Genomic DNA, 20,685 nt, shown 5'->3' with positions numbered 1-20,685 from the left:
CATGGCAGCATGAGCATGCCCGGATAGTTCCAGAATGACAGCCCGTGCGGCGGCGATGAGGGCGGCGCCCGCAGGGATTTCAGCATCCGGTTGTCTCCTCGCCTTGATGGAGCCTGAACCAAAGGGCCCAGGCTCCATATCGCCGCTCAAGCGGAGAGGTGTTGATTGAAGAACGACTGGAGCTTGTCGAACGGTATCACGTCCATACGGTCGTACAGATCGGTGTGGTTGGCGCCCGGGATGATGAGAAGCTCCTTCGGCTCCGCCGCAGCAGCAAAGGCGGTTTCGCTGAAGTAGCGCGAGTGGGCCTTTTCGCCATGGATCAACAGGACCGGGCGTGGCGCGATTTCCGCAATGTAGGTCAGGAGCGGCATGTTCATGAACGACAGCGGCGTGGTCTGTGTCCAGGAGTTGCCTGAGTTGACGGCGCGCGCATGGTACCCGCGCGGTGTCCGGTAATAGTCGTGATAGTCGACCAGGAACTGCGCCTCGCCGCCTTTCAGCTCGTTGAATGGAGGCTGGTAAGCCGGAGTTCCCTTTTCCGCATCGCTCCAACGCTGCCGGCTCATTTGCTCAAGCGCTTTCGTGCGCTGTTCGAGGGTCACGCTATCGTTGTAGCCGCGGGACATGACGCGCGTCATGTCATACATGGTGCTGGCCGCAACGGCCTTGACGCGCTTGTCCACGGCGACGGCACTCAAGGCCATGCCGCCAAAGCCGCAGATCCCGATGATGCCGATCCGCTCGCGATCGACGGATGGGTGCAGGCCGAGAAAATCCACCGCCGCGCTGAAATCCTCGGTATTGATGTCCGGTGAGGCGACATTGCGAGGCTCGCCACCGCTTTCCCCGGTATAAGACGGATCGAAAGCCAGCGTGACGAACCCGCGCTCCGCCATGGTCTGGGCATAGAGACCCGACGACTGCTCCTTCACCGCACCGAACGGACCGCTGATGGCGAGCGCCGCCAGCCTCCTGCCGGAGCGGTTCTTCGGCTGGTAGAGATCGGCCACCAGGGTGATGCCATAGCGATTCTTGAAGGAGACCTTCTCGTGATCGACGTTCTTGCTTCGGGGGAAAACCTTGTCCCATGCGTTTGACCCACTCTGAGCCTTCGCGTTGGAAGCATTGAAAAGCGACCCGGCACCAAGCGCGGCGACGCCGACACCGGTCAGCTTCAGGAGGTCGCGCCGGCCAAGGCCAGGCGTCGGGGCTTCGCTATTCTCAGGACTGTTCTGCTTGTTCATGCTCGTATCTCTGTCTTTCCTGCTCAGGCCGATGCCTGGGTCCGGTTAAACAATAGCAAGCGGGAAAGCAGAGGATTAGCGGAGCTGCGACGCATGCCCCTATGAGCTCAGCTCATTAATCTCGCAGAAATTTGAAGGATCGGGCCTCGTCTCAGCCTCGATGGCGCAGAGCCTCGACAACGAGGTTGAAGGCTGGCGAGGACTGTCGGCGGCTCGGATAGTACAGGTGGTACCCCGTCCACGATGGGCACCAATCCTCAAGGACTCGTTCTAGGCGGCCGGAGGTGATGTGCGGCAACGCGATGTCCTCCGGGACGTGAGCGAGTCCGAAGCCGTCCACTGCGGCACTGAGGATAGGGAAGATGCTATTGAACACGAGTTGGCCGTCGACTCGGACGGCCAGTTCTTGTCCATCACGCTCGAATTCCCAGGCATAAAGCCCACCATAGGTGGGCAAGCGCAGGTTGATGCAGGTGTGAGCGATGAGGTCCTGAGGTGTCATGGGTCGCGGTCTGTTTGCGAAGTATGACGGTGCTCCGATCACCGCAAAACGGACATCGGGACTGATGCGCACCGCGATCATGTCCTTGGCAACCTGCTCGCCGAGGCGCACCCCTGCATCGAACCTTTGCTCGACGATGTTGGTCAGGCCCTCGTCTAGGGCGATCTCCACCTTGATGTCGGGGTAGTCGGCAAGAAATGTCCGGAGCTTCGGCCAGAGGATCATCTCGGTGACATGGTAGCCCGCCGTGATCCTGATCGTGCCGGCAGGTTTCTCACGGAACTCGCTCAATCCGTCCAGCTCGGCCTCGATCTCGGCCAGTCTGGGGCCCGCTGTTCGGAGGAGCCGCTCACCTGCTTGAGTGGGCGCCACACTCCGGGTAGTGCGGGTCAGAAGCCGCACGCCCAATCGCTCCTCAAGGCCGCGCACTGTATGGCTCAGGGCTGATTGGGAGACGCCAAGCTGTGCGGCGGCCTTCGTGAAGCTCCGCTCCCGCGCGACAGCCAGGAAGGCGATCAGGTCGTTGATGTTCTCGCGCGCCATTCATGAGCTCCACTCATAGGTTCATGCAGGTCTTAGCACCTAATCGGCCCAATGAGCACGGCCTATCTTCCGGCCTCCAATCGCTATCATGAGACATTGATGACAGTCGGAACCGCTTTTACCTGCGATGCAATTCCCGACCGTTCTCCGGCATGGGGCGCGGTCCTTGCCATGTCTCTGTGCTGCATGGTGCTCGTCGCCTCAGAGTTCATGCCGGTCAGCCTGCTGACGCCGATTGCCGCCGACCTTCACATGACGGAAGGCCAAGCCGGGCAGGCAATCTCCGTTTCCGGCATCTTCGCCGTCCTCACGAGTCTCTTCATCTCAGGCCTGACGGCGCGATGGGATCGGCGCACCGTCCTGCTCGCGTTGGCCCTTTCGCTGATCGTGTCCGGCTCGATCGTGGCCCTGGCGTCGAACTACACGATCCTCATGGCAGGCCGGGCGGTCCTTGGCGTCGCCATCGGCGGCTTCTGGTCGATGTCAACCGCCGCAGTCATGCGCTTGGTGCCGACGGACAGCGTGCCTCGTGCCCTGGCGCTCCTGCAAGGTGGAACCGCCTTAGCCTCCATCGTCGCGGCACCACTTGGGAGCTTCCTCGGCGAGCACATCGGGTGGCGCGGAGCCTTCTTCTGCGTGGTGCCCCTGGCAGCCATCGCGCTAGTCTGGCTGCTGGCAAAGCTCCCTTCCATGCATGCTGGGCGGCCGACTGGCTCGGGAAACGTGTTCAAGCTGCTCCGTCGGCCTGTGGTGGCCTCCGGAATGGTGGCGATCACGCTCTTTTTCATGGGGCAGTTCGCGCTGTTCACCTACCTGCGGCCATTTCTCGAGATGGTGACCCATGTCGACGTTCCGACTCTGTCGCTGCTCCTGCTGCTCTTAGGGATCACCGGCCTTGTCGGGACCACCCTCATCGGATCCTTCCTGACGAATGGCATGTACGGCGTGATGATCGCCATTCCGCTCGGGATGGCGGCGATTGCCGTTGCCCTGATCACCTTCGGAAACTGGCTTACTGGCACGGCCGTTCTGCTTGGAGCGTGGGGCCTGCTCGGCACTCCGGCGCCCGTGGCGTGGAACACCTGGCTGACCCGGACCTTGCCGAATGATGCAGAAGCCGGCGGCGGGCTGATGGTGGCCGCCATCCAACTGGCGATCACCCTGGGCGCGACCGTTGGCGGCCTGCTGTTCGACATGAGCGGTTATCACAGCACCTTCGGTGCGAGCGCAGCCATGCTGGCTGCCGCAGGTCTCATGGCGTTCGTGACGAAGCGTGCGGGATCATCGGGACATTTGTGAGCACCACATTGTCTCCCGCCATTCCCGTCGCCGTGTTACTCAATCCTATCAAGTCACATGCAAAGGATGGCCGAACAGCCTCATCAAGGAAGCCATCAATGAGGGGAAGATCTGCCCTTCCCTCATTTCGGCTAATCCAAGCGATGAGCCTGTCGACCGCCTCCTCCGAACGCCTTCCAAGGTCCATACGGCTCTTGCTCTTGTACCGGAGCATTTCAGAGCCGAGGGTCCATTGTGGATAACTGGTTTAGCTCCCGGAAATTATCCCTTAAATGGCAAAGGCTTAGTTTCTCTCTAATTCACTTCCGACTCGGGACTCGAAATGCGAGTGCTAATCACGGCCGCGGACTCGAGTTTCGTGAGATAGACTCGAAGCCAGGAAAACGCTGACCATTGATAAATCAGCGAAATTTCAGCTTACAGACTCGGAATAGATGAGACGGCACAGTTTCCTGTTGGAACTGCTTTTCCAATGCCTCCCCCGCTCGGAGCGCCAGCTCAACGATTTGAAGCGAGGCGAGCTGCGTTGGAGCGATCGCGACAGTGGCTGGGAGGTCTTCATTCCCTCGGTCGCGTTCAAGAACGCGAACTCATCGTATTTCGGCAGCAAGCCCTTCCGCCTCATCCTGCCGGACCTTGGAGGGCTTTATGGGTATCTCGAAGCCTATATCGACCGCCATCGGCGTATCCTGCTCGCCGGGGCAGACGATCCTGGCACACTCTTCGTCAAGACCGTGAAGATCACGAGCAAGGATGCGTCCTATGACCAGAACACCTTCTACGAAGCCTGGAGGTTGGTCATTCAGCGATACGGAATCTACAACCCGTACACAGGACGTGGTGTCATCAAGGGCCTATTGCCACATGGTCCCCACAATGTGCGAGACGTCCTGGCGACCCACATTCTGAAGAAGACGGGCTCGTACGAGCAGGCCAGCTACGCGATCCAGGATACACCTGATATGGTCGCCAAGCATTATGGCCGCTTCCTACCACAAGATAAGGCGGCATTAGCTGCGCAGATCCTGAACAAGGTGTGGGACGCGGCTTAGCAAATTATGGCCTTCGGTACTGAAAGCACCGGAGGCCGAGCGACCAACTCAATAGACGATAGATCGGACCGACGCGCTGGCGATACGGATAACGCCCCGATGCCGATCCTAAACAGCGCTTCACCGCCAGCATGACGAGGGCTCATGCTGACGGCGATCGGCTTATTTCTTGAGAGTTCTAGCCTGCGAACCGAAAATCATCAGCACTCAGGCTTGATAGAGCTAGGTTCTTCAGCAGGAGCGTGCTGCGATCATCCGCCGTAATGAGGACATCCGCGCCCTTCTGCACGACGTGAGCGAGAACCGATTTGAAATCGGCAAACGTTTCCTTTCTGAAGGCGATGACATCCCCTTCCCCCGGCCCAGCATCGAAATCCTTGATCACGTCGTGACCAAAGTTGGCAAAGAACATGAACGTATCGTCTTTTGCCGTGGCCGAGAACACTTCGTCAGCATCGGTGCCGAGGAATTTGCTAGCGAACATTTCGTCGCGCATTTGCGTGATAGCGTCTTGAACGCTCGTTGTTGCCCCTGAGAAGGATCTCAAGGTCGTGCCAAAAGGATTTGTGATAGGGAGGCCACCCCATTCATCGTCGTCATAGTTTACCCACATATCGCTCCTCGCAACTCCACTTGCCAAGAACTCCTGATATGTGTGCCTCCAACGGCCCCCTTCCTTCGTCCAAGTATCTATCTTGTACCAACCGTCGTCGGAGTAAGTCTTCGCGTAAGTGCGATGGCCGTCAACGCCAATTTGGCCATAGCCGTCAGCCCATTTAGTTTTATTCAGAGGATCTGAGTACCAAATCTCAGCGGTTTTATTATCGTAAGCCTTGTACTCAGTCCTCTTATGGACATAGCCCTTCTTTTCATACTCCACGTATGTCCAGTCCAATGTACCGGAACCGAGAGTGGCTTTGCCAGATCCCCCATCGTCAAGAACGTACTCCACCATGGTCTTCTTGCCGCTCTTGAAGGTCTCAAGCCAGGAAGCAAGCTTGCCATTGGAGTCATCGTAATCCAGATGCTTAATCGTATAGTACGTTTCAGAGTAGATGAGCTTCTCGGTGCTCAGATCCGTTCCGTTCGCCTTCGTTTGATAGCGCTCGTCCCAATCCTCTTTTCCCAAGCGATCCCAGTCGTAGATCACGACTTTTTTGTATTTCCCATCTTTGTCATAGAGCGTCGTCTGATGGTATGTCCGACCGTACTCCGAAACTTTGTTGGTCCAACGCTCTTCCCAGGCCTCGTTGTTTAAACGATCCCATTCGTGCAGGTCGGCGGTAGTATCGTCGTTGACATACTCCTCGCGAAGCTCGGTACCCGGCGCTTTCCTGCTATCGAGATAGGTCACACCATGCTTGGACCATGACACTGCATTATCTGCATCGTGATCGATCTCGGCATAATTCCCATTGTCGTACCAGATCACTTCCTTCGTCGTGATCTTGGTTTCACCCTTGTAGTACGTCTCGTATTTCTGCCAATTGACCGCGGTCGTGTAGTCCTTTTGACGCACAATGCCCTTCGTAAGTTTTCCGTCGGAACGCCACTGCTCTTCCTGCCAAAGCTCATTGGTTGGAACGGCCTTGTCGTAGTACGTCTCCTGGGACGACCAGGTTGTTCCCGAATAATCCCAGAGCTTCACCAGCTTTGAGAACGTCGGATGCGTATCGTAGTAGACGACATATTTGGTATCCCGAGCATCGGGGCCTGTGCCTTCACGGTGCATCTCCCAACTGCTCCAGTCGAGCCCAGCATAATCCCATGCTTTCTCGACGCTGTGCGGCTTCACATAGGTCGCACCAACGAAATAGCCGTAATAGGTATAGAATTCCCGCAGCTTGTTATCGCTCGCGTCATACTCCTCCCTGAAGCTCTCCCATTCCTCCGGCCTTATGCTCTCCAGGCGACCGTTGACGTAGTTGAACGTGTCCTGGGCATGGTCAGCCCCTTCGATGACATAGGATCCATCGTCGTTGTTGGTTCTCGTCCAAAGTGCGCGCTTCAGATCATCGAGGTGCCGCTCGATGTTGTCCCAGCCGCCGGCGACATAATCGCGCTCGCGTTGAATATACGCGACGATGCCATCGATCTTGTTGCGCAGGGTATCTTCCTGCCAAAAGAACTTGCCGCTGTCATAAGCTGTCTTATTCGCGTACTCGGTCTCTCGGATGCGCCAAGCCTCAAGCTTATAAGGATCCCATTCCTGGACCTTGTAGGCCCCACCATCCATCTCATAGACCTGCTTGACGAGATTAGCGTTCTTGTCAAACGTCTGAATGTAGGACTCCCACTCCTGCTCCTTGCCGCCGAGGCTGACATCCCAGGCGTAGGCGAGACGCGAGCCGTCGTATTTGAATTCGGTTCGGCTCACACGAACGTCGTCAAGATTGCGGTGTTCGATGAAGGCGTGAAGCTGCGACGGATTATCGGGGTCGACTTCCCAGCCGAGTCTATTCTTGGAACCATCGCTATTGTCGATATCCCAAGCCGTCTCGGCATCAGCGTTCGTCATGTAATCGAGATCGGCCTTCGTGAACTGGCCGTCGCTGAAGCGGAATATCTCGATATCGGCAAAGTCGGTTCCATCCGGCGAGTCGGCCCGCTTATCGACAATGGAATAACGACCTGTCGCCGTGTTGAAGCGGATCTCATAATCTGTCCGCTTGCCAGTCAGAACAATCACATCGGTGCCGCTGCCCCCGTCGATGAAATCAACGTCGGCGCCGCCGATGAGGGTGTCGTTACCGTTGCCACCGAAAAGCTGATCGCGCCCCCCACCGCCGTCGAGGATATCGTTACCGTCACTCCCAGAGAGTGCATCGTCCCCGAGGCCACCGACGAGGCTGTCGTCGCCTGCATCGCCCGTCAGGACATCGTTTCCATCCCCGCCGAGGAGCGTGTCCGCGCCGTCGCCGCCCCAGAGCTTGTCAGATCCCACACCGCCGTCGAGACTGTCGTTGCCGGCGTCACCATAAAGCTGATCGTCGTTCTCCCCGCCGAAAAGTGTGTCGGCTCCAGCTCCACCGAAAAGTGTGTCGTTGCCGGCATCACCCCATAGTTGGTCTGTGCCGTTCCCGCCTTTGAGGATGTCATTCCCGTCGTCGCCGTGGAGTTGGTCATCGCCCTCGTCGCCTGTCGCGACATCGTTTCCGGTACCACCCCAAATCGTGTCGTTCCCGGCAGAGCCGAGAAGCGCATCGTTCCCCTCGTCGCCGTAGATGAGATCATCACCGACACCGCCATCGATATCATCGCGGCCTTCATTGCCGTGAATGAGGTCATCGCCGGCGTCCCCGCGCAGGCGATCGTCTCCAACTCCGCCTTCGATCGTGTCGCTGTCAGCCCCGCCCTCAACGGTATCATCGCCCTCACCGGCGAAGAGGCTGTCGAGGCCCCCGCCGCCGAACAGCATGTCATTGCCGCTCTCGCCCCTCAGGATATCGTTCCCGGCATCGCCGAAGAGCCAATCCATATCCGCGCCACCGAAAAGCGTGTCGTTGCCATTGCCGCCGTGAGCCTCGTCGCGCCCAGCGCCGCCGAGCAGCAGATCATCGCCATCCTCACCCCAGAGGATGTCATCATCGGTGCCGCCATCGAGAAGGTCGTTTCCGCTGCCGCCGAAAAGGTTGTCGATGCCGCCACCGCCGTAAAGCGCGTCGACGCCGTCGTTGCCATAGAGGAAGTCTGCGTCGCCCTCGCCTTGCAAGAGATCATTGCCGACGCCGCCGTAAAGCGTGTCGTAACCTTCGCCGCCGATGAGCGTGTCGTCGCCGTCATCGCCACTCAGCTTGTCGTCCCAACCTCCTCCGTTGAGATAGTCGGCTCCCGCGCCACCGGAAAGCGTATCGTCTCCCGTCCCACCGTCCAGGTTATCGATGCCGTCCTCGCCGTAAAGGCTATCGTGACCCGCTCCACCCAAAAGAGTGTCGTCGCCGTTTCCGCCCGAGAGCTTGTCGTGATCGGCTTCTCCGTTCAGCGTGTCATTGCCCTCCCCGCCCCGGAGAGTGTCGTTACCGCTTCCGCCCCGAATAGTATCGTTGCCCTCCGCACCAGAAAGCACGTTTTCCCGGTTATTGCCCTTGATCAGATTGGCAAGTTGGTTTCCTGTCCCTCGGATCGCTTCACCGACAAGTGTCAGCCATTCGATCTTGGACCCGATCTTGTGTTTCTTCTCATAGCTCTCGACCTCTAGGAATCCTTTGGGATGTAGGGGCTCCTTAGGATGCGTTAGCAGCGCGTAAGTCGAAACGCCAGTTTTATCAAAGAAGGTTTTTTTGGTGCTGAACTCACCGGCCTTCGGCTTCAGATTGATTTCCCAGAGCCAACCCGACCCGTCTTTTCCCACAACCATCTGATGCTCGAGAATGCCAGTGCTCGAATATTTATCGAGTGTCTTTGTGCCATCATGATGGGTCTGGAATCTGAGTCGAGGAATCTTGTTAGTGTGAATCGTCTGCGTCAATATTTCTCCACTCGACGCATAGACCGTTTCCGTCTCTTGCATTCCTCCACCTAATAGGGCAGTGGTTGCAACCTCTTTGATCCGACCGTCGTCCAGAACGGTAGCTTCTCCAAGCGCCAATACGTCCTTATCTCGAATGGTCGCGAAACTCTTTTTTTTGTCAGAATTGACCTGAGAATGGGTTGTCCCGTCGGGATAAGTCGTGATCGCCGCTGGGCCGATGCTATAGGTAACAGGCCCCACAGTTTTCTTATCGGCGGTCTCATCCGGACGGTCTCCGGCAGAGTAGTTTTCGCCACCACTGGGAGGCGCAGTACCGGGAACACCATCGCCATCATTGGGATCGTCGTGTTCCGGAAGATCTCCGAGACTCCGACCTGGAGTACCGCCTCCCTGTTCGAGGCCGCCACCCGGAACGTCGACATTGCCGACAGGGAGAGGAGTGCCACCCATCTTGCGAATGGACTCTTCAGTCGCCACTCGCCTGCCTGCGTAGAAATTTTCGTCCGCCTTATGCTTTCCATACGACGAGGAGTGACGATTCTGCTCGGCAGCCATTCTAGCATTAGCCTCGGCCCAACCGGCCCCTCGAGCGGACTCTTGTAGTCCGCCCAGTATCGCCTCGGCCGTCTTGAAATCGCCAGCAGCAATGGCAGCTTCATAAGCCGCCTCCATAGAGGCAAGGTGATCTTTGTAAGCTTCAAAATTTCCCTGCGCGAAACTTGCATCCGACCAAGCTGCAGCTCCCACTGCACCCCAGCCAAAATGATCGACCATGTCATTGATAGCAACCGCCGTGTAGGCGTCGTTCTTCATCATGACAGAGAGGTTCAAGTAATCCTGCAGCGAGTCGTTATGCACGCGAACGTCGCCTGCGACGTAGGTGTGATACGTCTCGACCTCAAAATTGTAGGTTCGCCAACCTCTGCGAATCTCGGGTTTTAAAGTGTGCGCACCTTCAATTACGCATACAACATCTTCCGCCTCCTCAAAATAATCACGTGTCCCCTCAGAATAAAGATGGAATATTGGTGAATCTAAATTTTGCTTATCGTTGTGCCCTTTTATCGCATTGACAATGTCACCATTACCCAAAACATAACAACCGTTCCGCTCAATAATAGAACTTATCTTTTCAAAAGAGCCGTTTTCCGCCAAAAAAAGATGGCTTGGAGTTACATAAACGCCATGGAGATCTATTATAGATTCAGTAATATTTTTGAATAATCTTAATACTCGTGCCGGAACAAGTTCTCCTCGTCCTAAATTTACCTGAGCGTCGAAAGCTAAGATCCAATCTCCGACTGAAATTTGTTCTATAGGCTTCTGTGAACCATCCGCCATCAGAATAGGAGTGCCCGCAAGAAAGCACTCCATATTTTGCAATCCTGGATGGTCTTTGTAGCGAGGATTTTCCTTACTATATTGAAATAGCTTTTCTTCTATCAACTCAGGGGCCACGCCTCTGTTCTTTAATAATTCTCCCCACTTACCGAGATCGGATGCAGAAATTGGATGCCCGACGATGTTCGAAATAATAGCGAGTTTTTCATAAAATCCTTCAAGATGCTTCTCTTCCTTGCCCTGCTTTAACCCACCAGCCCCAGGAAAAGCCACATGCGCCAGTTCGTGCATGAGAGACTGCACATCCGTCGTTTGAACGGCCGAATAATTGTACGCCTTATTGACGTAAAGAGTATCATTTTTTACTTTAGTTGTTGATGTATGATTGGCCGCCAAGGAGGCATTTATTTTATTTTCCTGACCATTAACTTGATTTAAATTTGAAGTTACGTTTAGATCGACATTCCTCGCAATTCCACTTTGGTTGATTTTATCAACCATGTCCCTAATCATACCTTCTGTTCGGTTATCTATGCTAGAATCGAAATTTGCGTTTATTCCCGACACGATAGGCCCTCTACTGCTCTCTATTTACTTACCGGCGCCCTGGAAAGAAAAACAATCGAAATTTCCGCTGCTCTATGTCGCCGGCATCATTATGTTCGTAGAATTTTACAAGCTTATAATTATCGATCAGCGTTTTTTCTTTTAAGGTAGATTCGTCGTCAAAAACTTTACGCAAACAAGCCGAGATTGGCGGCCCACTTTTTACTTTCTTTTGGAACCATTGAATCAAAATATACGGCTTCGAGAAGACGTCGATGTCATCAACGCTCTCTCCCAAGGCAATAATTCGGGTGTTTGCGTATAACCCGCCCTTGCATTGGGTAATCTCCTTGTCACCCATTACAATCGGCCATTGAAAGAAGGGGTCGCGTTGACGACAATAGGTTATGCTTTCGGAGGGGAGTTCTATGTTGGCGATCTGCTCCATGCTATCGCCGGAGCGGATGGAAATATTACAACGATTATTCAAACATGGCCTTTGTCCATCGAACGTGAAGGTGATATCTGGCCTGGTCATTAGCTCGGGACCGGATGAGCCAGCTCGTATAGGATATAGAGGGGTCAAGATTGTCGGATCGGAACCACAGATTAAGCTAGTTGCATTCGTTGCATAAGCATTCGATGCAAAAATCGTTGCAATCAGACCAAAAATCAAAAATTTTATTTTGCTAGAGAATGTCATTTTTTACACTTTATCAATTTCAAAATCACAATTGAAAGAATTCAGACTTCATATTTTCAATTTTAACGCCAATAAAAAATTCAGGAATCCCGTCTCCGTTAACGTCAAAGCACAATTTTTGAGACTTGGTATTAAAATAAAATTGCACCGCTTGACCGCTTTTCAGCAGAGAATTGCTATCTCCATTACCCAAGAACACAGAACTAAGCTTACGAAGATCGATCTTATCCCCTAATTCAAAATCCTCAACCCTGTCATGGCGATCCATAGTGCCCATCTCCTCGAAACTTCTGAACACGAAAGTGTCATTACCCGGGCCGCCGGTCAAAATATCCGCGCCTTCCCCACCCGTGATCGTATCGTTCCCACGACCGCCATCGATGACGTTGTCAAGCTCATTGCCAATAATCGTGTCGGCGTACTTCGATCCGACAGCGTTCTCAATCTGCGTGAAATGCCCCACCCAAGACTGATCTTTGGCCAAAATGGATGAAGCTTTCTTGCCGACCCAGTTCCACGACCCGTCATTAAGGTCGATATGGGCTTTCGCCTTCGCCCACGCTGCCGATATCGTATCGCTTCCACCGCCATCCCAGATCAGCTTCGTCTTGCCGACCTTGTAGACATTCGCTCCGAGTTTGCGTTGTGCAGGACCATAAATCGACTGAACGGCGGCAGCATCGATAACACCGAGCTTCGTCGGATATCCTGTGTAAGGCGGCTCGCCCCAAAGATCGAACGCCATCACCGAAGTGCCGAATTCCTCTGCCTTCAGACCTCCCCTGCCCCATAACGGGTGTTCCAGACCGAGAGTGTGTCCGATCTCGTGGGTCGCCACCTCCTGTCCGTAACGCGTCTTGAGAAAGCCATCCCGATCCAGCCAAATATCGGTTGGGTTGAGCGTTCCGTTTTCATAAGTGTAATTCAATCGGCCCGCATGTCCGTTGACCTTATACGGCATGTTGTACTTGCCGAACATGATGTCTGCATTCTGGGCGGGAACCTCGACAAAGCGAATGTTAGCAACCGACGACCAGGCTTTGAGCGAATTCTTGATAACTTTTTTTTCAGCTGCGTTATACCGCGCGAATGTATCTCCGATTGACACAAGAGGATAGACTCGCGGCTGCTCAGGATCACGGGACATAAAACTGTAGGTAATGACGACCGCTTCACCGTCCCTCGCGTTCGCGAACCAGCGAGTGGCCTCAGATGTATAGTTCTTGCGCAAAGCGTTGACAAATTTCGGATACATCGGAGCACCTTTTCAGATCACGAAGAAATCGACGTGGCTCAAGGTTTTGAGCTTCTTCGGAAGGACTGCTATCTTTACTGCACCGCCGGGATCAGAGCCGTTCGCGTCATAAAGAAGAGCGCCTTTTTTTGCGTCGTAGATGAGGCGGTCGTTTCTGTCGTGCGCAGCCGTTCCCCTCCAGAACATTGCCTTCTTGAGCTGGATAGGCATGTCGGGCGAGCCGCCTTTCCCCAACCCCTTGAAGATCTTGTGGTCGAGATAGATGCTGTCGTCCTTCGGTTTGAAATCGGGCAGGCTATCGACGTTCTTTTTGGCATTGGGCCTCGTGTCGAAGATGAAGGTGTCCTCGCCCTCGCCGCCAATCAGCGTATCTTTGCCGGCTTTGCCATAGAGCTTGTCGCGCCCGGGGCCGCCTGAAAGCTTGTCTCGGCCAGGGCCACCGATCAGGGTGTTTCGCCCGCCCGAACCAGTGCCTGTCCCCGTACCGTCAGTTCCGACGCCGCCCATCACGACTTCGTCGATCACGTCCTCGACTTTGATCGTGAACACTTGATCGAAATAGCTGCCGTCCGCTGCCTTTGCCCGCACGGTGATGGCGTGGGAGCGCTGTTGCTCATAGTCGAGCCTGATCCCGCTGGTGACGACAAGCCTGTCGCCGTCGATAGCAAAGCGATGCCCTGCATCATCGATGAGGGAATAGGAGAAAGCATCGCCGGCCCCCGCGATGTTGGCCGTTAGCAAGCCGATCACCGTACCGTCCTGCGCGAGTTCGGGAACGCTAGCGTGACTTAAACTCAGTTTGGGAGGCTCTGCTTTGATGGTTTGTTCGATCGTGACTGTCGAGGTGGCCTTACGTCCCCCCTCATCCACCAGTGTGATCAAGATTGGCTGCTGTATGCTCGTCTCAGGAGGCGTATCGGCCATCGTGTAGGTCAAGGCCCGCACAATCTCCTGCACCCGCTCCGGCGTTCCGTTGGGACCAAATGCGATGCTGAGGCTGATGTCGCCCGCATCCCAGAGCATGCCGACTTCAACCCCGGCGACTTTGACAACGCTGCCGGCGATATAGCCAGACACGAGCTCGACCGCCCCAGAAACCTCAACCCCCAATCGTCCCGTGGTGCTCGCTCCACGCGGCGCGATCACTGTCAACAGGCTTAAAGCGCTGTCGTCATCACTGAGTGTCGCATTGTGACCGACGTCGACGAAAACAACCTGGCTCGCAACAGCCGTTATGCGGTCGCCATCAAGCTGGAGCGCCTTCGGCGCCAGATTCTGGTATGTCCCTGAAGCATCGATGATTGTGTCGACGCCTTGCCGATGCAGCGCCTTCCGTTCGCCCGAGGTGAACGTGAGCCCTCGGGCCACCAGCGTGTCGTTCTGGCTTTCAATACCTCCAGCAAGAAGTGCGGTCGCCCTCGCGACATCATCAGTCCCCGCAATCGTGAGAACGGCATTATCTGTCGTAAGGGAAATTCGACTAAGGCCGGAGACGGTCTTCCCCGTGAAATCAAATGCTGAGCCACGTAGGACAAGCTCGTTCCAGGTGGAGCCTGACTTATCACCGCCTTCGAAGGCTTTCACGCCCGCGAACCGTTCCTCGTTGAGGATGATTTCGTCGTGCTGGTCAGAGCCTCGGATGGTCTCGATGCTGCTGAAGATCGCCGGAGCGGTCAGATCGAACGTGCCGCCACCGACGAGAAGGAGCACATCATCTCCTGCCCCGCCCTCAAGCGTTGCGTTCACAAGATCCTCAGCACGCACTTCCAGCGGCGGCGTAATGAAGAATGCACGGAACAGAGGTAATGCACTTGAACGTGTAGATATTGGGGACATTGCAACGTGTTATTGCAATCGCCAGTGCCAGGAAACTATTCATTTGGAGGGGGCTGCTCGTGGACGTTGTATGCGGTGACTGAGTCTCGCATCCAAACTCCCAAAACCGTGGCAGTTATATAGGATGGACGTTCCTAGCCTATATAAGGATCCGCTTGCACGTGTCGTCATCGTCATCCCTCCCACTCCTCAAATGGAAGGAACACAGAGTAACGCATAGTCAACGAGTCATTGTGGATCTGGTTAGTTGTCAAAAATTATCCCTTAAATGGCAATGACTTAGATTCTCGCACCAAACATGACGCAAGGTCAACAGCCAAAAGGGTTTTTAGCCGTTAGGGTTCGAAGGCGCGGTCTCTAGCCACTCGCGCTTTGTTGTAAAGCTTCGATCTTAGCAAGCATCAGCTGCAGGCGTGACCATCGACCCGCACTAAACATGGATGCGGATATGGCCCCTCCCCATGACCGCGAGCATAACGCTCTTGGGAAGAGCCTTGGCATAGTTTCCCGATGGCCTGCTACTGCTGGTCGAATTGTTTGCGATTATGCTACATCGAACCATTCGCGCAACAATCACCCCGGCCAAAACTGAATGCAGCCATTCGATCCTGACCAGCGGAACCTTGTCCGCTCTCCACTCGATAATGAGAATATTCTAAGCGGTCAGTTCTGGGGAGAGCTGCGCGTCTTTCTGGCTGTCGCCAAGGCCAAGTCCTTCAATCGCGCGGCGGAAATCCTCAACACCAGCCAGCCGACCGTCAGCCGTCAGGTTAAGCGGCTCCAGGATTTGATGGGGTCACAGCTTTTTGTGCCGACACAAAACGGCGTGAAACTGACGCCCAAAGGGCAGGCTCTGGCGCAAGCGTTAACAGCTCTCGATCATTCGCTCTTTGCGCTGACCAATGACCTGAGGGCCGAGAACAAGGAAGCTGAGGGGATTGTCCGGATCAGCATCACAGACGGTTTAAATACGTTTTTCGTGGCACCTGCGGTTTCAGCATTTGCCGCCGAGCAACCCAAGATTCAGCTGCATTTGAAAAGCCCGGCAAATGTCGTCAGTTTACGGGACAACCAAACCGATATGATGATTGGGTTCAGCCCCCTCGACGCAGCTGACATCTCGACTCGCAAGTTGGGATACTTGCACTTCATCCCCGTCGTCGCGAAGTCGTACATTCAACAAAACGGCATTCCGACCCGGTCGAATCTGTCCCAACATCTCTTCTTGCAGTCAGAGTTCTATACGGCCAAGACAGGCTTGTGGGATTCCTGGAACCGCGTCGTCGCGCAAGGCCAAATCGCCCATTTCTGCGATAACTCCATGGCCTATGGCATGCTTGTTAAAGCCGGTCTCGGCGTTGGGCTTCTTGGAAGCTACACAGTCCTGGAGCCGAATGCAGTCCCTTTAGAGCTGGATGTTAAAATCTCTGTCCCACTCTATGCACTTGCTCTCACGGAGCGACTGAATGCACGTCCTGTTCGCTTAGCCTTTGACTGGTTGAGCGAGATGTTTGGATCGACGAACCCGTGGTTTAACCCCAAGCTGCGTCTAGACCCGCCTCAAAGTCGGTTCGATGTTGGCATCAAGTTGCTCTTCAAACTTTGAGGCCCCTCGCCGAAGATGGTGTTTGCTGATGCGCTCCGAGAGGGTGATGTAGGTGTTTCCTGCATCCTCAAAGAGTTCAGCCAGCTCAAGGGGCACGCCTTCGCCCTCGAACAACAATTTCTCGAACATCGCCGTGTGCAGGGTCACTACCTGCTGAAGGTAGGAGCGGAAATACTCCGTGATGGCGCCTGCATTCGCTTGTTTCAATTCGGGGAGGCTCGGAATGAGAGCGTTACTCATACTTCGACAGCCTCGAACTCGGACTTTGCGTCCCAGTATCCCTCAACTCGAAACAAAACGGAGGGGTCCGTCTCAGACGTGATGGCGTTCTGTGGGAGGGAAAGGTCCTTCACAAGCTCAATGTAAGGCTCGTGGTGCCCATCGAAGAAAACGACCTCCTTTCCCGGCGTCGGCTTGAAACCAAGCATTCTCTGCCACAGGCGAGCATAGACGGGCTGCGCATGGGTGATCACACGGTCATACCCCTTGCGACTAATGTGCTCGAAAATGAACTCCGCGCAGCGTTTGATAACTCGAGGATCGCGCCAAGCCTTGCGAAAGCTAGTGCGCTCCATTTTTGCGAAGTCCTTGAACCAGCGGATCCGCGCGGTGCCGACAGGCTCATTGCCCGCGTAAACAATGATATGGGTCGCCTGATAGTCATTTCCGTCATAAGTCTGGCGGGCCGCAACCCCATGCTCCTCCATAAAGCAAATCGCACGGATGGCGTGAGCATGAAGAAGCTGCTCGGCTGTTGTTACAACCTCAACTCGAATTAGGTTATCATGCCGAGCGGCGCTTGACGGTGTCTGATGCATGCTGAAGGCCCCCCTGCACTTTTTGAAACGTGTTGGGATCAATGAGCATGGGTGGCTAAGCGCGTTGAAGACGCTAAGATGTAGGGCGGTTCTACACCAGCGTTGAACGGAGAACTCCTATGACCGAAAGCAATAGTCATGGGCCTGCAACCCTAGCTGCATTATGCGAGGAGGCTGTGCAACGTTGCGGCGACGACTGGAGTCGTATTCTGGCCTATGTGGCTAATCGAATTGCCTCGATGCCGGAAGGTGATCAAAAGCGACTGGCAGAGGATGCGTATCGCATCTTGAACTTTTGTGCCCCAGCTCGTCCAAGCGTCCTGCACTGAGGTGTGTTCTGGGCTGAAGAACTGATGAAGAAATCGCCTAACGATGCCGATCGTCATATCGGCAGACAAATCCGGGCACGGCGGATTGCTATCGGAATGAGCCAGGAAAGGCTCGGAGAGCTGCTTGGCTTAACATTTCAGCAGATCCAGAAATACGAGAAGGGCATCAATCGTGTCGGAGCTGGGCGCCTCCTGGAGATAGGGGCGTTCTTGCAGGTACCGATTGCGTATTTTTACGAAGGTTTATCCGAATATAAAACCTCGCCCGGTCCCGAAGAAACGATTGCCTCAATGATTTTGGCGACATCTGATGGCCAACGTCTGGCAAGAGCATTCTCGGCTATCGACAAAACCCAAATACGACGGAAGATTATAGAGTTGATGGAAGCTATGTCGGGTATCTGAGGTTCTCTCTTGTCGCAGACAGTCGTTGATCAGGAGGACCTTGCTGCGTTCCGGGCGACGTTCGTCAGCCTAAGTGAACTGTCGAAGGAAAAAGCTACCAGTCGGAGAGGATTGCTGCGTGATCTTCGCGAGGCGGGGGTCGTTCCTGCGCTTATCTTTGGAGAAGTGAAGCGGTCCTACTTCTTTCGACGGTCTGACTTGCTCACTTAGCGACACCTCGTACCGGTCAGATCGCATTGGCCCTCGGGTTTCGGCCCGAGGGCTTTTCCATGTCTGCGATCTGACGCCAGATACCGGAGTTGAAACTGCGGCAGCCTGTTGTGTCAAACAACAGCACACCTTGTGGCAAAGCCTCTAAGTAGATCCAATGATTTCAAGCACTTGCAGAAAATCTGAGGCAAACTATGGTTCCAGTCACACGAAGTTCTGCCGTAATTGTCCAAAAATTGCCGCAACATCCTAAGACGAGGCTGCCCGCCGGGCGGCCTTTTCTTTGTGGGCACTGATATCCCACCGCCCGCGCTCAGCCCGGAGGCTCGGCCCATTGAAGATGATCCGTCCGAATGGCATTTTCCCGATGGGCCCGAAACCGTTCAGGAGGGTTGATCTGTCATGCCGCGTGACCATGCACCGATCCTGGCCAGCCGGGTCGGGCGATATGTCGAGGCTCCTCCGATCCGCCGGCTGCTCTCGCATTTCCAGTGCGTGTGGATAAGTTTAGTCCCTTTGGACCATTCAGGACCTGTTGCCGTCGTTCCCGACGGCTGTGTCGATCTCCTCTGGCGGGACGGACGGTTCACGGTAGTGGGGCCCGACGTCACTGCTGCCACCCCGGAATTAGTCCCGGGCTCCATCGTTCTCGGCATTCGCTTCATGCCTGGGGCCGCAGCCAAGTGGTTGGGACAGCCTCTGACGGAGATCATCGGGCGGGAAGTTCCGATGGCAGAGTTCTGGGGCAGCGCGGCCGACCGCATCGCGGACAGGATCTCAGCGACGTCATCGGCGAGGGATAAGCTCCGCGTCTTGCAGGAGCTTCTGGCCGCCGAGGCGCCGAGAGTGGAGCACCCTCGCCAAGAGGCAACGATGATCTTCGAGTTTCTCAGGGCCGACGCGAGTGCCGAAGAGCGCAAGATCAAGGCGTTGCGCGAACGCCTTGGGGTCAGCGAGAGAACCCTGCGCCGCCAATGCGATGAGCTTTTCGGCTACGGCCCGAAGACCCTCGACCGGATCCTGCGCTTCCAGAGATTCCAGGCTCTCGCGCGAACGCATGCGGAGAAGGGTCTTGCCCCCCTCGCGTTCCGCGCCGGGTATGCTGATCAGGCCCACCTCACGCGCGAAATCCAGTCTCTCTGCGGGATGACGGCAGGCGAGTTCGTGCGCCAGTTGACGACCTGAGTGGCCGTTTCGTTCAAGACGGCTCCCTCCGCTACGGTCATGATGTGGTCCGGTGGGGCCGCCTCGATGGCGGCCGGTACATGGAACGGAGTACAAATGAGACCACGCATTTCGGTGTTGACGCTTGGGGTCGACGATCTGGAACGGGCCGTCGCATTCTACCGCGATGGTCTTGGGCTGCCTACCGATGGCATTGTCGGCAAGGAGTTCGAGCACGGAGCAGTCGCCTTCTTCGACCTTCAGTCTCAGGTGAAGCTGGCCGTGTGGGCTCGTGGCGATCTTGCCCATGACACGGGACTGCCGAAGACGGCTCCGTGCCCGACGGGTTTCACGATCGGGCACAACGTGACTCGCAAGGCCGAGGTGGACGAGGTCATGGAGCAGGCCCGCAAGGCTGGAGCCAAGATTCTCAAGCCCGCCCAGGACACGTTTTGGGGCGGCTATGCGGGCTACTTCCAGGATCCCGACCAGCATGTTTGGGAGGTTGTGTGGAACCCTGCCTTCGTTCCCGCAGACTGAGCTTGCCGCATCATCCTGATAAGAGAGCTATGAATCCAACTCCATCTGAGTGGCGGGGCCCTTAAGAACAGCAAAGTCAACTTACTGCACGCAGAGTGCTTCTAGCATAGGTTATCCGAGGACGATTGGCGGACCCAGATCAACCGCTTCAGCTTGGGCTGGGTCTGCTTGCGCCAATCAACGAACCTGATCGGATTCATTAGTGTCGCCTGGGAAGGAGGTGTCCACGTCTTCGTTCTGGACACGATGATAACGACTGTCGGCCCACACCGGACTCTCGCACCACACCCGTGGTGTTACCCCGCTTCCTTCATGGTAGGCGTGCTTCGTTTCGGCATGCCAAATCAGAAGGAGCCGGCCGCAATGAAGTGCCTGCGCATCTATGCCACCCCGGATGGCGAGTCGCATTTCGACGAAGTCGATTTGCCAACGACGAAGAGGTCGGTGCATCCCGATGCCGTGCCGTTCGAGGTTTCGGCCAGTTACCCAGCGTCCCGCGTCCGCCTCACCCGCATCCCAGCGGGCATGCGCGAGGTTGCTTGGCATACGGTCCCAGAGCCGGTGCTTACGGTCAGGTTGGATGGCTCCGTTGAATACGAGACGAGCGACGGAGAGGTGCGCCACGTTCAGGCGGGGAGCTTCGTCTTAGTGGAGGACACACACGGCAAGGGCCATCTGTCACGCCATTCTCCAGAGGCGCAAACTGTCATCTGGATCTCACTACCGAACGGCCTCGATCTGCCTCCCGTATAGTCCGTCTGGGCACGCTGTCGGCACCGCTGAGTCTGCTTTTCACCTTCTGGGACGTTCCGTCCGAG

At 55.6% G+C, this 20,685-nt stretch carries 14 protein-coding genes and 1 pseudogene; 7 read left to right on the top strand and 8 right to left on the bottom strand.

Features of this window, described 5'->3' with window-relative positions:
- Nucleotides 1-146: 146 nt before the first annotated feature.
- Nucleotides 147-1,247, bottom strand: coding sequence for an alpha/beta hydrolase (locus DQW91_RS12750; RefSeq protein WP_112664027.1), 1,101 nt, complete (start codon nt 1,245-1,247; stop codon nt 147-149).
- 151 nt (nt 1,248-1,398) lie between these two features.
- Nucleotides 1,399-2,292, bottom strand: coding sequence for a LysR family transcriptional regulator (locus tag DQW91_RS12745; RefSeq protein WP_112664026.1), 894 nt, complete (start codon nt 2,290-2,292; stop codon nt 1,399-1,401).
- Between the two features lie 99 nt (nt 2,293-2,391).
- On the opposite strand from DQW91_RS12745, the gene DQW91_RS12740 reads away from it, so the two are divergent.
- A complete protein-coding gene (locus DQW91_RS12740; RefSeq protein ID WP_112664146.1) occupies nt 2,392-3,591 on the top strand; it encodes an MFS transporter in 1,200 nt (399 codons plus the stop codon).
- A gap of 476 nt (nt 3,592-4,067) precedes the next feature.
- Nucleotides 4,068-4,643, top strand: a pseudogene (locus DQW91_RS12735) (hypothetical protein); the annotation flags it as partial.
- Nucleotides 4,644-4,821: 178 nt separating this feature from the next.
- Here the strand turns inward: DQW91_RS12735 and DQW91_RS12730 are convergent.
- The 4 genes from DQW91_RS12730 to DQW91_RS17235 form a co-directional block, all read right to left on the bottom strand.
- Nucleotides 4,822-10,956, bottom strand: coding sequence for a hypothetical protein (locus DQW91_RS12730; RefSeq protein WP_157961438.1), 6,135 nt, complete (start codon nt 10,954-10,956; stop codon nt 4,822-4,824).
- Between the two features lie 94 nt (nt 10,957-11,050).
- On the bottom strand, nt 11,051-11,704 hold the full coding sequence (locus DQW91_RS16645) for a hypothetical protein (RefSeq protein ID WP_157961437.1): 654 nt from the start codon (nt 11,702-11,704) through the stop codon (nt 11,051-11,053).
- A gap of 25 nt (nt 11,705-11,729) precedes the next feature.
- Entirely contained in the window at nt 11,730-12,959 is a 1,230-nt protein-coding gene (locus DQW91_RS12720; protein WP_112664023.1) for a M10 family metallopeptidase C-terminal domain-containing protein, read from the bottom strand.
- Between the two features lie 12 nt (nt 12,960-12,971).
- Nucleotides 12,972-14,543, bottom strand: a complete 1,572-nt coding sequence (locus tag DQW91_RS17235) for a cadherin domain-containing protein (protein ID WP_198411862.1) — start codon at nt 14,541-14,543, stop codon at nt 12,972-12,974.
- An 844-nt stretch (nt 14,544-15,387) separates the two neighbouring features.
- On the opposite strand from DQW91_RS17235, the gene DQW91_RS12710 reads away from it, so the two are divergent.
- Nucleotides 15,388-16,401 (top strand): LysR family transcriptional regulator, encoded by a 1,014-nt coding sequence (locus DQW91_RS12710; protein ID WP_112664021.1) that lies wholly within the window; start codon nt 15,388-15,390, stop codon nt 16,399-16,401.
- On the opposite strand, the gene DQW91_RS12705 is transcribed toward DQW91_RS12710, so the two are convergent.
- Complete coding sequence (locus DQW91_RS12705; protein WP_112664020.1) at nt 16,345-16,641, bottom strand: hypothetical protein; 297 nt, start codon at nt 16,639-16,641, stop codon at nt 16,345-16,347. The genes DQW91_RS12710 and DQW91_RS12705 overlap by 57 nt on opposite strands.
- A complete protein-coding gene (locus DQW91_RS12700) occupies nt 16,638-17,219 on the bottom strand; it encodes a GNAT family N-acetyltransferase (protein WP_112664019.1) in 582 nt (193 codons plus the stop codon). Before DQW91_RS12700 ends, DQW91_RS12705 begins: the two co-directional genes overlap by 4 nt.
- A 353-nt stretch (nt 17,220-17,572) precedes the next feature.
- On the opposite strand from DQW91_RS12700, the gene DQW91_RS12695 reads away from it, so the two are divergent.
- The 4 genes from DQW91_RS12695 to DQW91_RS12680 all read left to right on the top strand — a co-directional run bounded on the left by DQW91_RS12695 (nt 17,573) and on the right by DQW91_RS12680 (nt 20,620).
- Nucleotides 17,573-17,953, top strand: a complete 381-nt coding sequence (locus DQW91_RS12695; RefSeq protein ID WP_342633216.1) for a helix-turn-helix domain-containing protein — start codon at nt 17,573-17,575, stop codon at nt 17,951-17,953.
- Nucleotides 17,954-18,565: 612 nt separating this feature from the next.
- Nucleotides 18,566-19,348, top strand: coding sequence for a helix-turn-helix domain-containing protein (locus DQW91_RS12690; RefSeq protein ID WP_112664018.1), 783 nt, complete (start codon nt 18,566-18,568; stop codon nt 19,346-19,348).
- A gap of 96 nt (nt 19,349-19,444) precedes the next feature.
- Nucleotides 19,445-19,867, top strand: a complete 423-nt coding sequence (locus DQW91_RS12685) for a VOC family protein (protein ID WP_112664017.1) — start codon at nt 19,445-19,447, stop codon at nt 19,865-19,867.
- 363 nt (nt 19,868-20,230) lie between these two features.
- Entirely contained in the window at nt 20,231-20,620 is a 390-nt protein-coding gene (locus tag DQW91_RS12680) for a cupin domain-containing protein (RefSeq protein WP_112664144.1), read from the top strand.
- Nucleotides 20,621-20,685: the final 65 nt, after the last annotated feature.

The sequence above is a fragment of the Microvirga flavescens genome (genome assembly GCF_003290125.1).
GTDB lineage: Bacteria > Pseudomonadota > Alphaproteobacteria > Rhizobiales > Beijerinckiaceae > Microvirga > Microvirga flavescens.
This window is presented reverse-complemented; position numbering and strand designations above follow the sequence as displayed.

What these genes read in the sequence shown, in the direction of transcription:
- DQW91_RS12750 (WP_112664027.1), bottom strand. Translation starts at nt 1,247, where the DNA reads ATGAACAAGCAGAACAGTCCTGAGAATAGCGAAGCCCCGACGCCTGGC.
- DQW91_RS12745 (WP_112664026.1), bottom strand. Translation starts at nt 2,292, where the DNA reads ATGGCGCGCGAGAACATCAACGACCTGATCGCCTTCCTGGCTGTCGCG.
- DQW91_RS12740 (WP_112664146.1), top strand. Translation starts at nt 2,392, where the DNA reads ATGACAGTCGGAACCGCTTTTACCTGCGATGCAATTCCCGACCGTTCT.
- DQW91_RS12730 (WP_157961438.1), bottom strand. Translation starts at nt 10,956, where the DNA reads ATGGTTGATAAAATCAACCAAAGTGGAATTGCGAGGAATGTCGATCTA.
- DQW91_RS16645 (WP_157961437.1), bottom strand. Translation starts at nt 11,704, where the DNA reads ATGACATTCTCTAGCAAAATAAAATTTTTGATTTTTGGTCTGATTGCA.
- DQW91_RS12720 (WP_112664023.1), bottom strand. Translation starts at nt 12,959, where the DNA reads ATGTATCCGAAATTTGTCAACGCTTTGCGCAAGAACTATACATCTGAG.
- DQW91_RS12710 (WP_112664021.1), top strand. Translation starts at nt 15,388, where the DNA reads ATGCAGCCATTCGATCCTGACCAGCGGAACCTTGTCCGCTCTCCACTC.
- DQW91_RS12705 (WP_112664020.1), bottom strand. Translation starts at nt 16,641, where the DNA reads ATGAGTAACGCTCTCATTCCGAGCCTCCCCGAATTGAAACAAGCGAAT.
- DQW91_RS12700 (WP_112664019.1), bottom strand. Translation starts at nt 17,219, where the DNA reads ATGCATCAGACACCGTCAAGCGCCGCTCGGCATGATAACCTAATTCGA.
- DQW91_RS12695 (WP_342633216.1), top strand. Translation starts at nt 17,573, where the DNA reads ATGAAGAAATCGCCTAACGATGCCGATCGTCATATCGGCAGACAAATC.
- DQW91_RS12690 (WP_112664018.1), top strand. Translation starts at nt 18,566, where the DNA reads ATGCCGCGTGACCATGCACCGATCCTGGCCAGCCGGGTCGGGCGATAT.
- DQW91_RS12685 (WP_112664017.1), top strand. Translation starts at nt 19,445, where the DNA reads ATGAGACCACGCATTTCGGTGTTGACGCTTGGGGTCGACGATCTGGAA.
- DQW91_RS12680 (WP_112664144.1), top strand. Translation starts at nt 20,231, where the DNA reads ATGAAGTGCCTGCGCATCTATGCCACCCCGGATGGCGAGTCGCATTTC.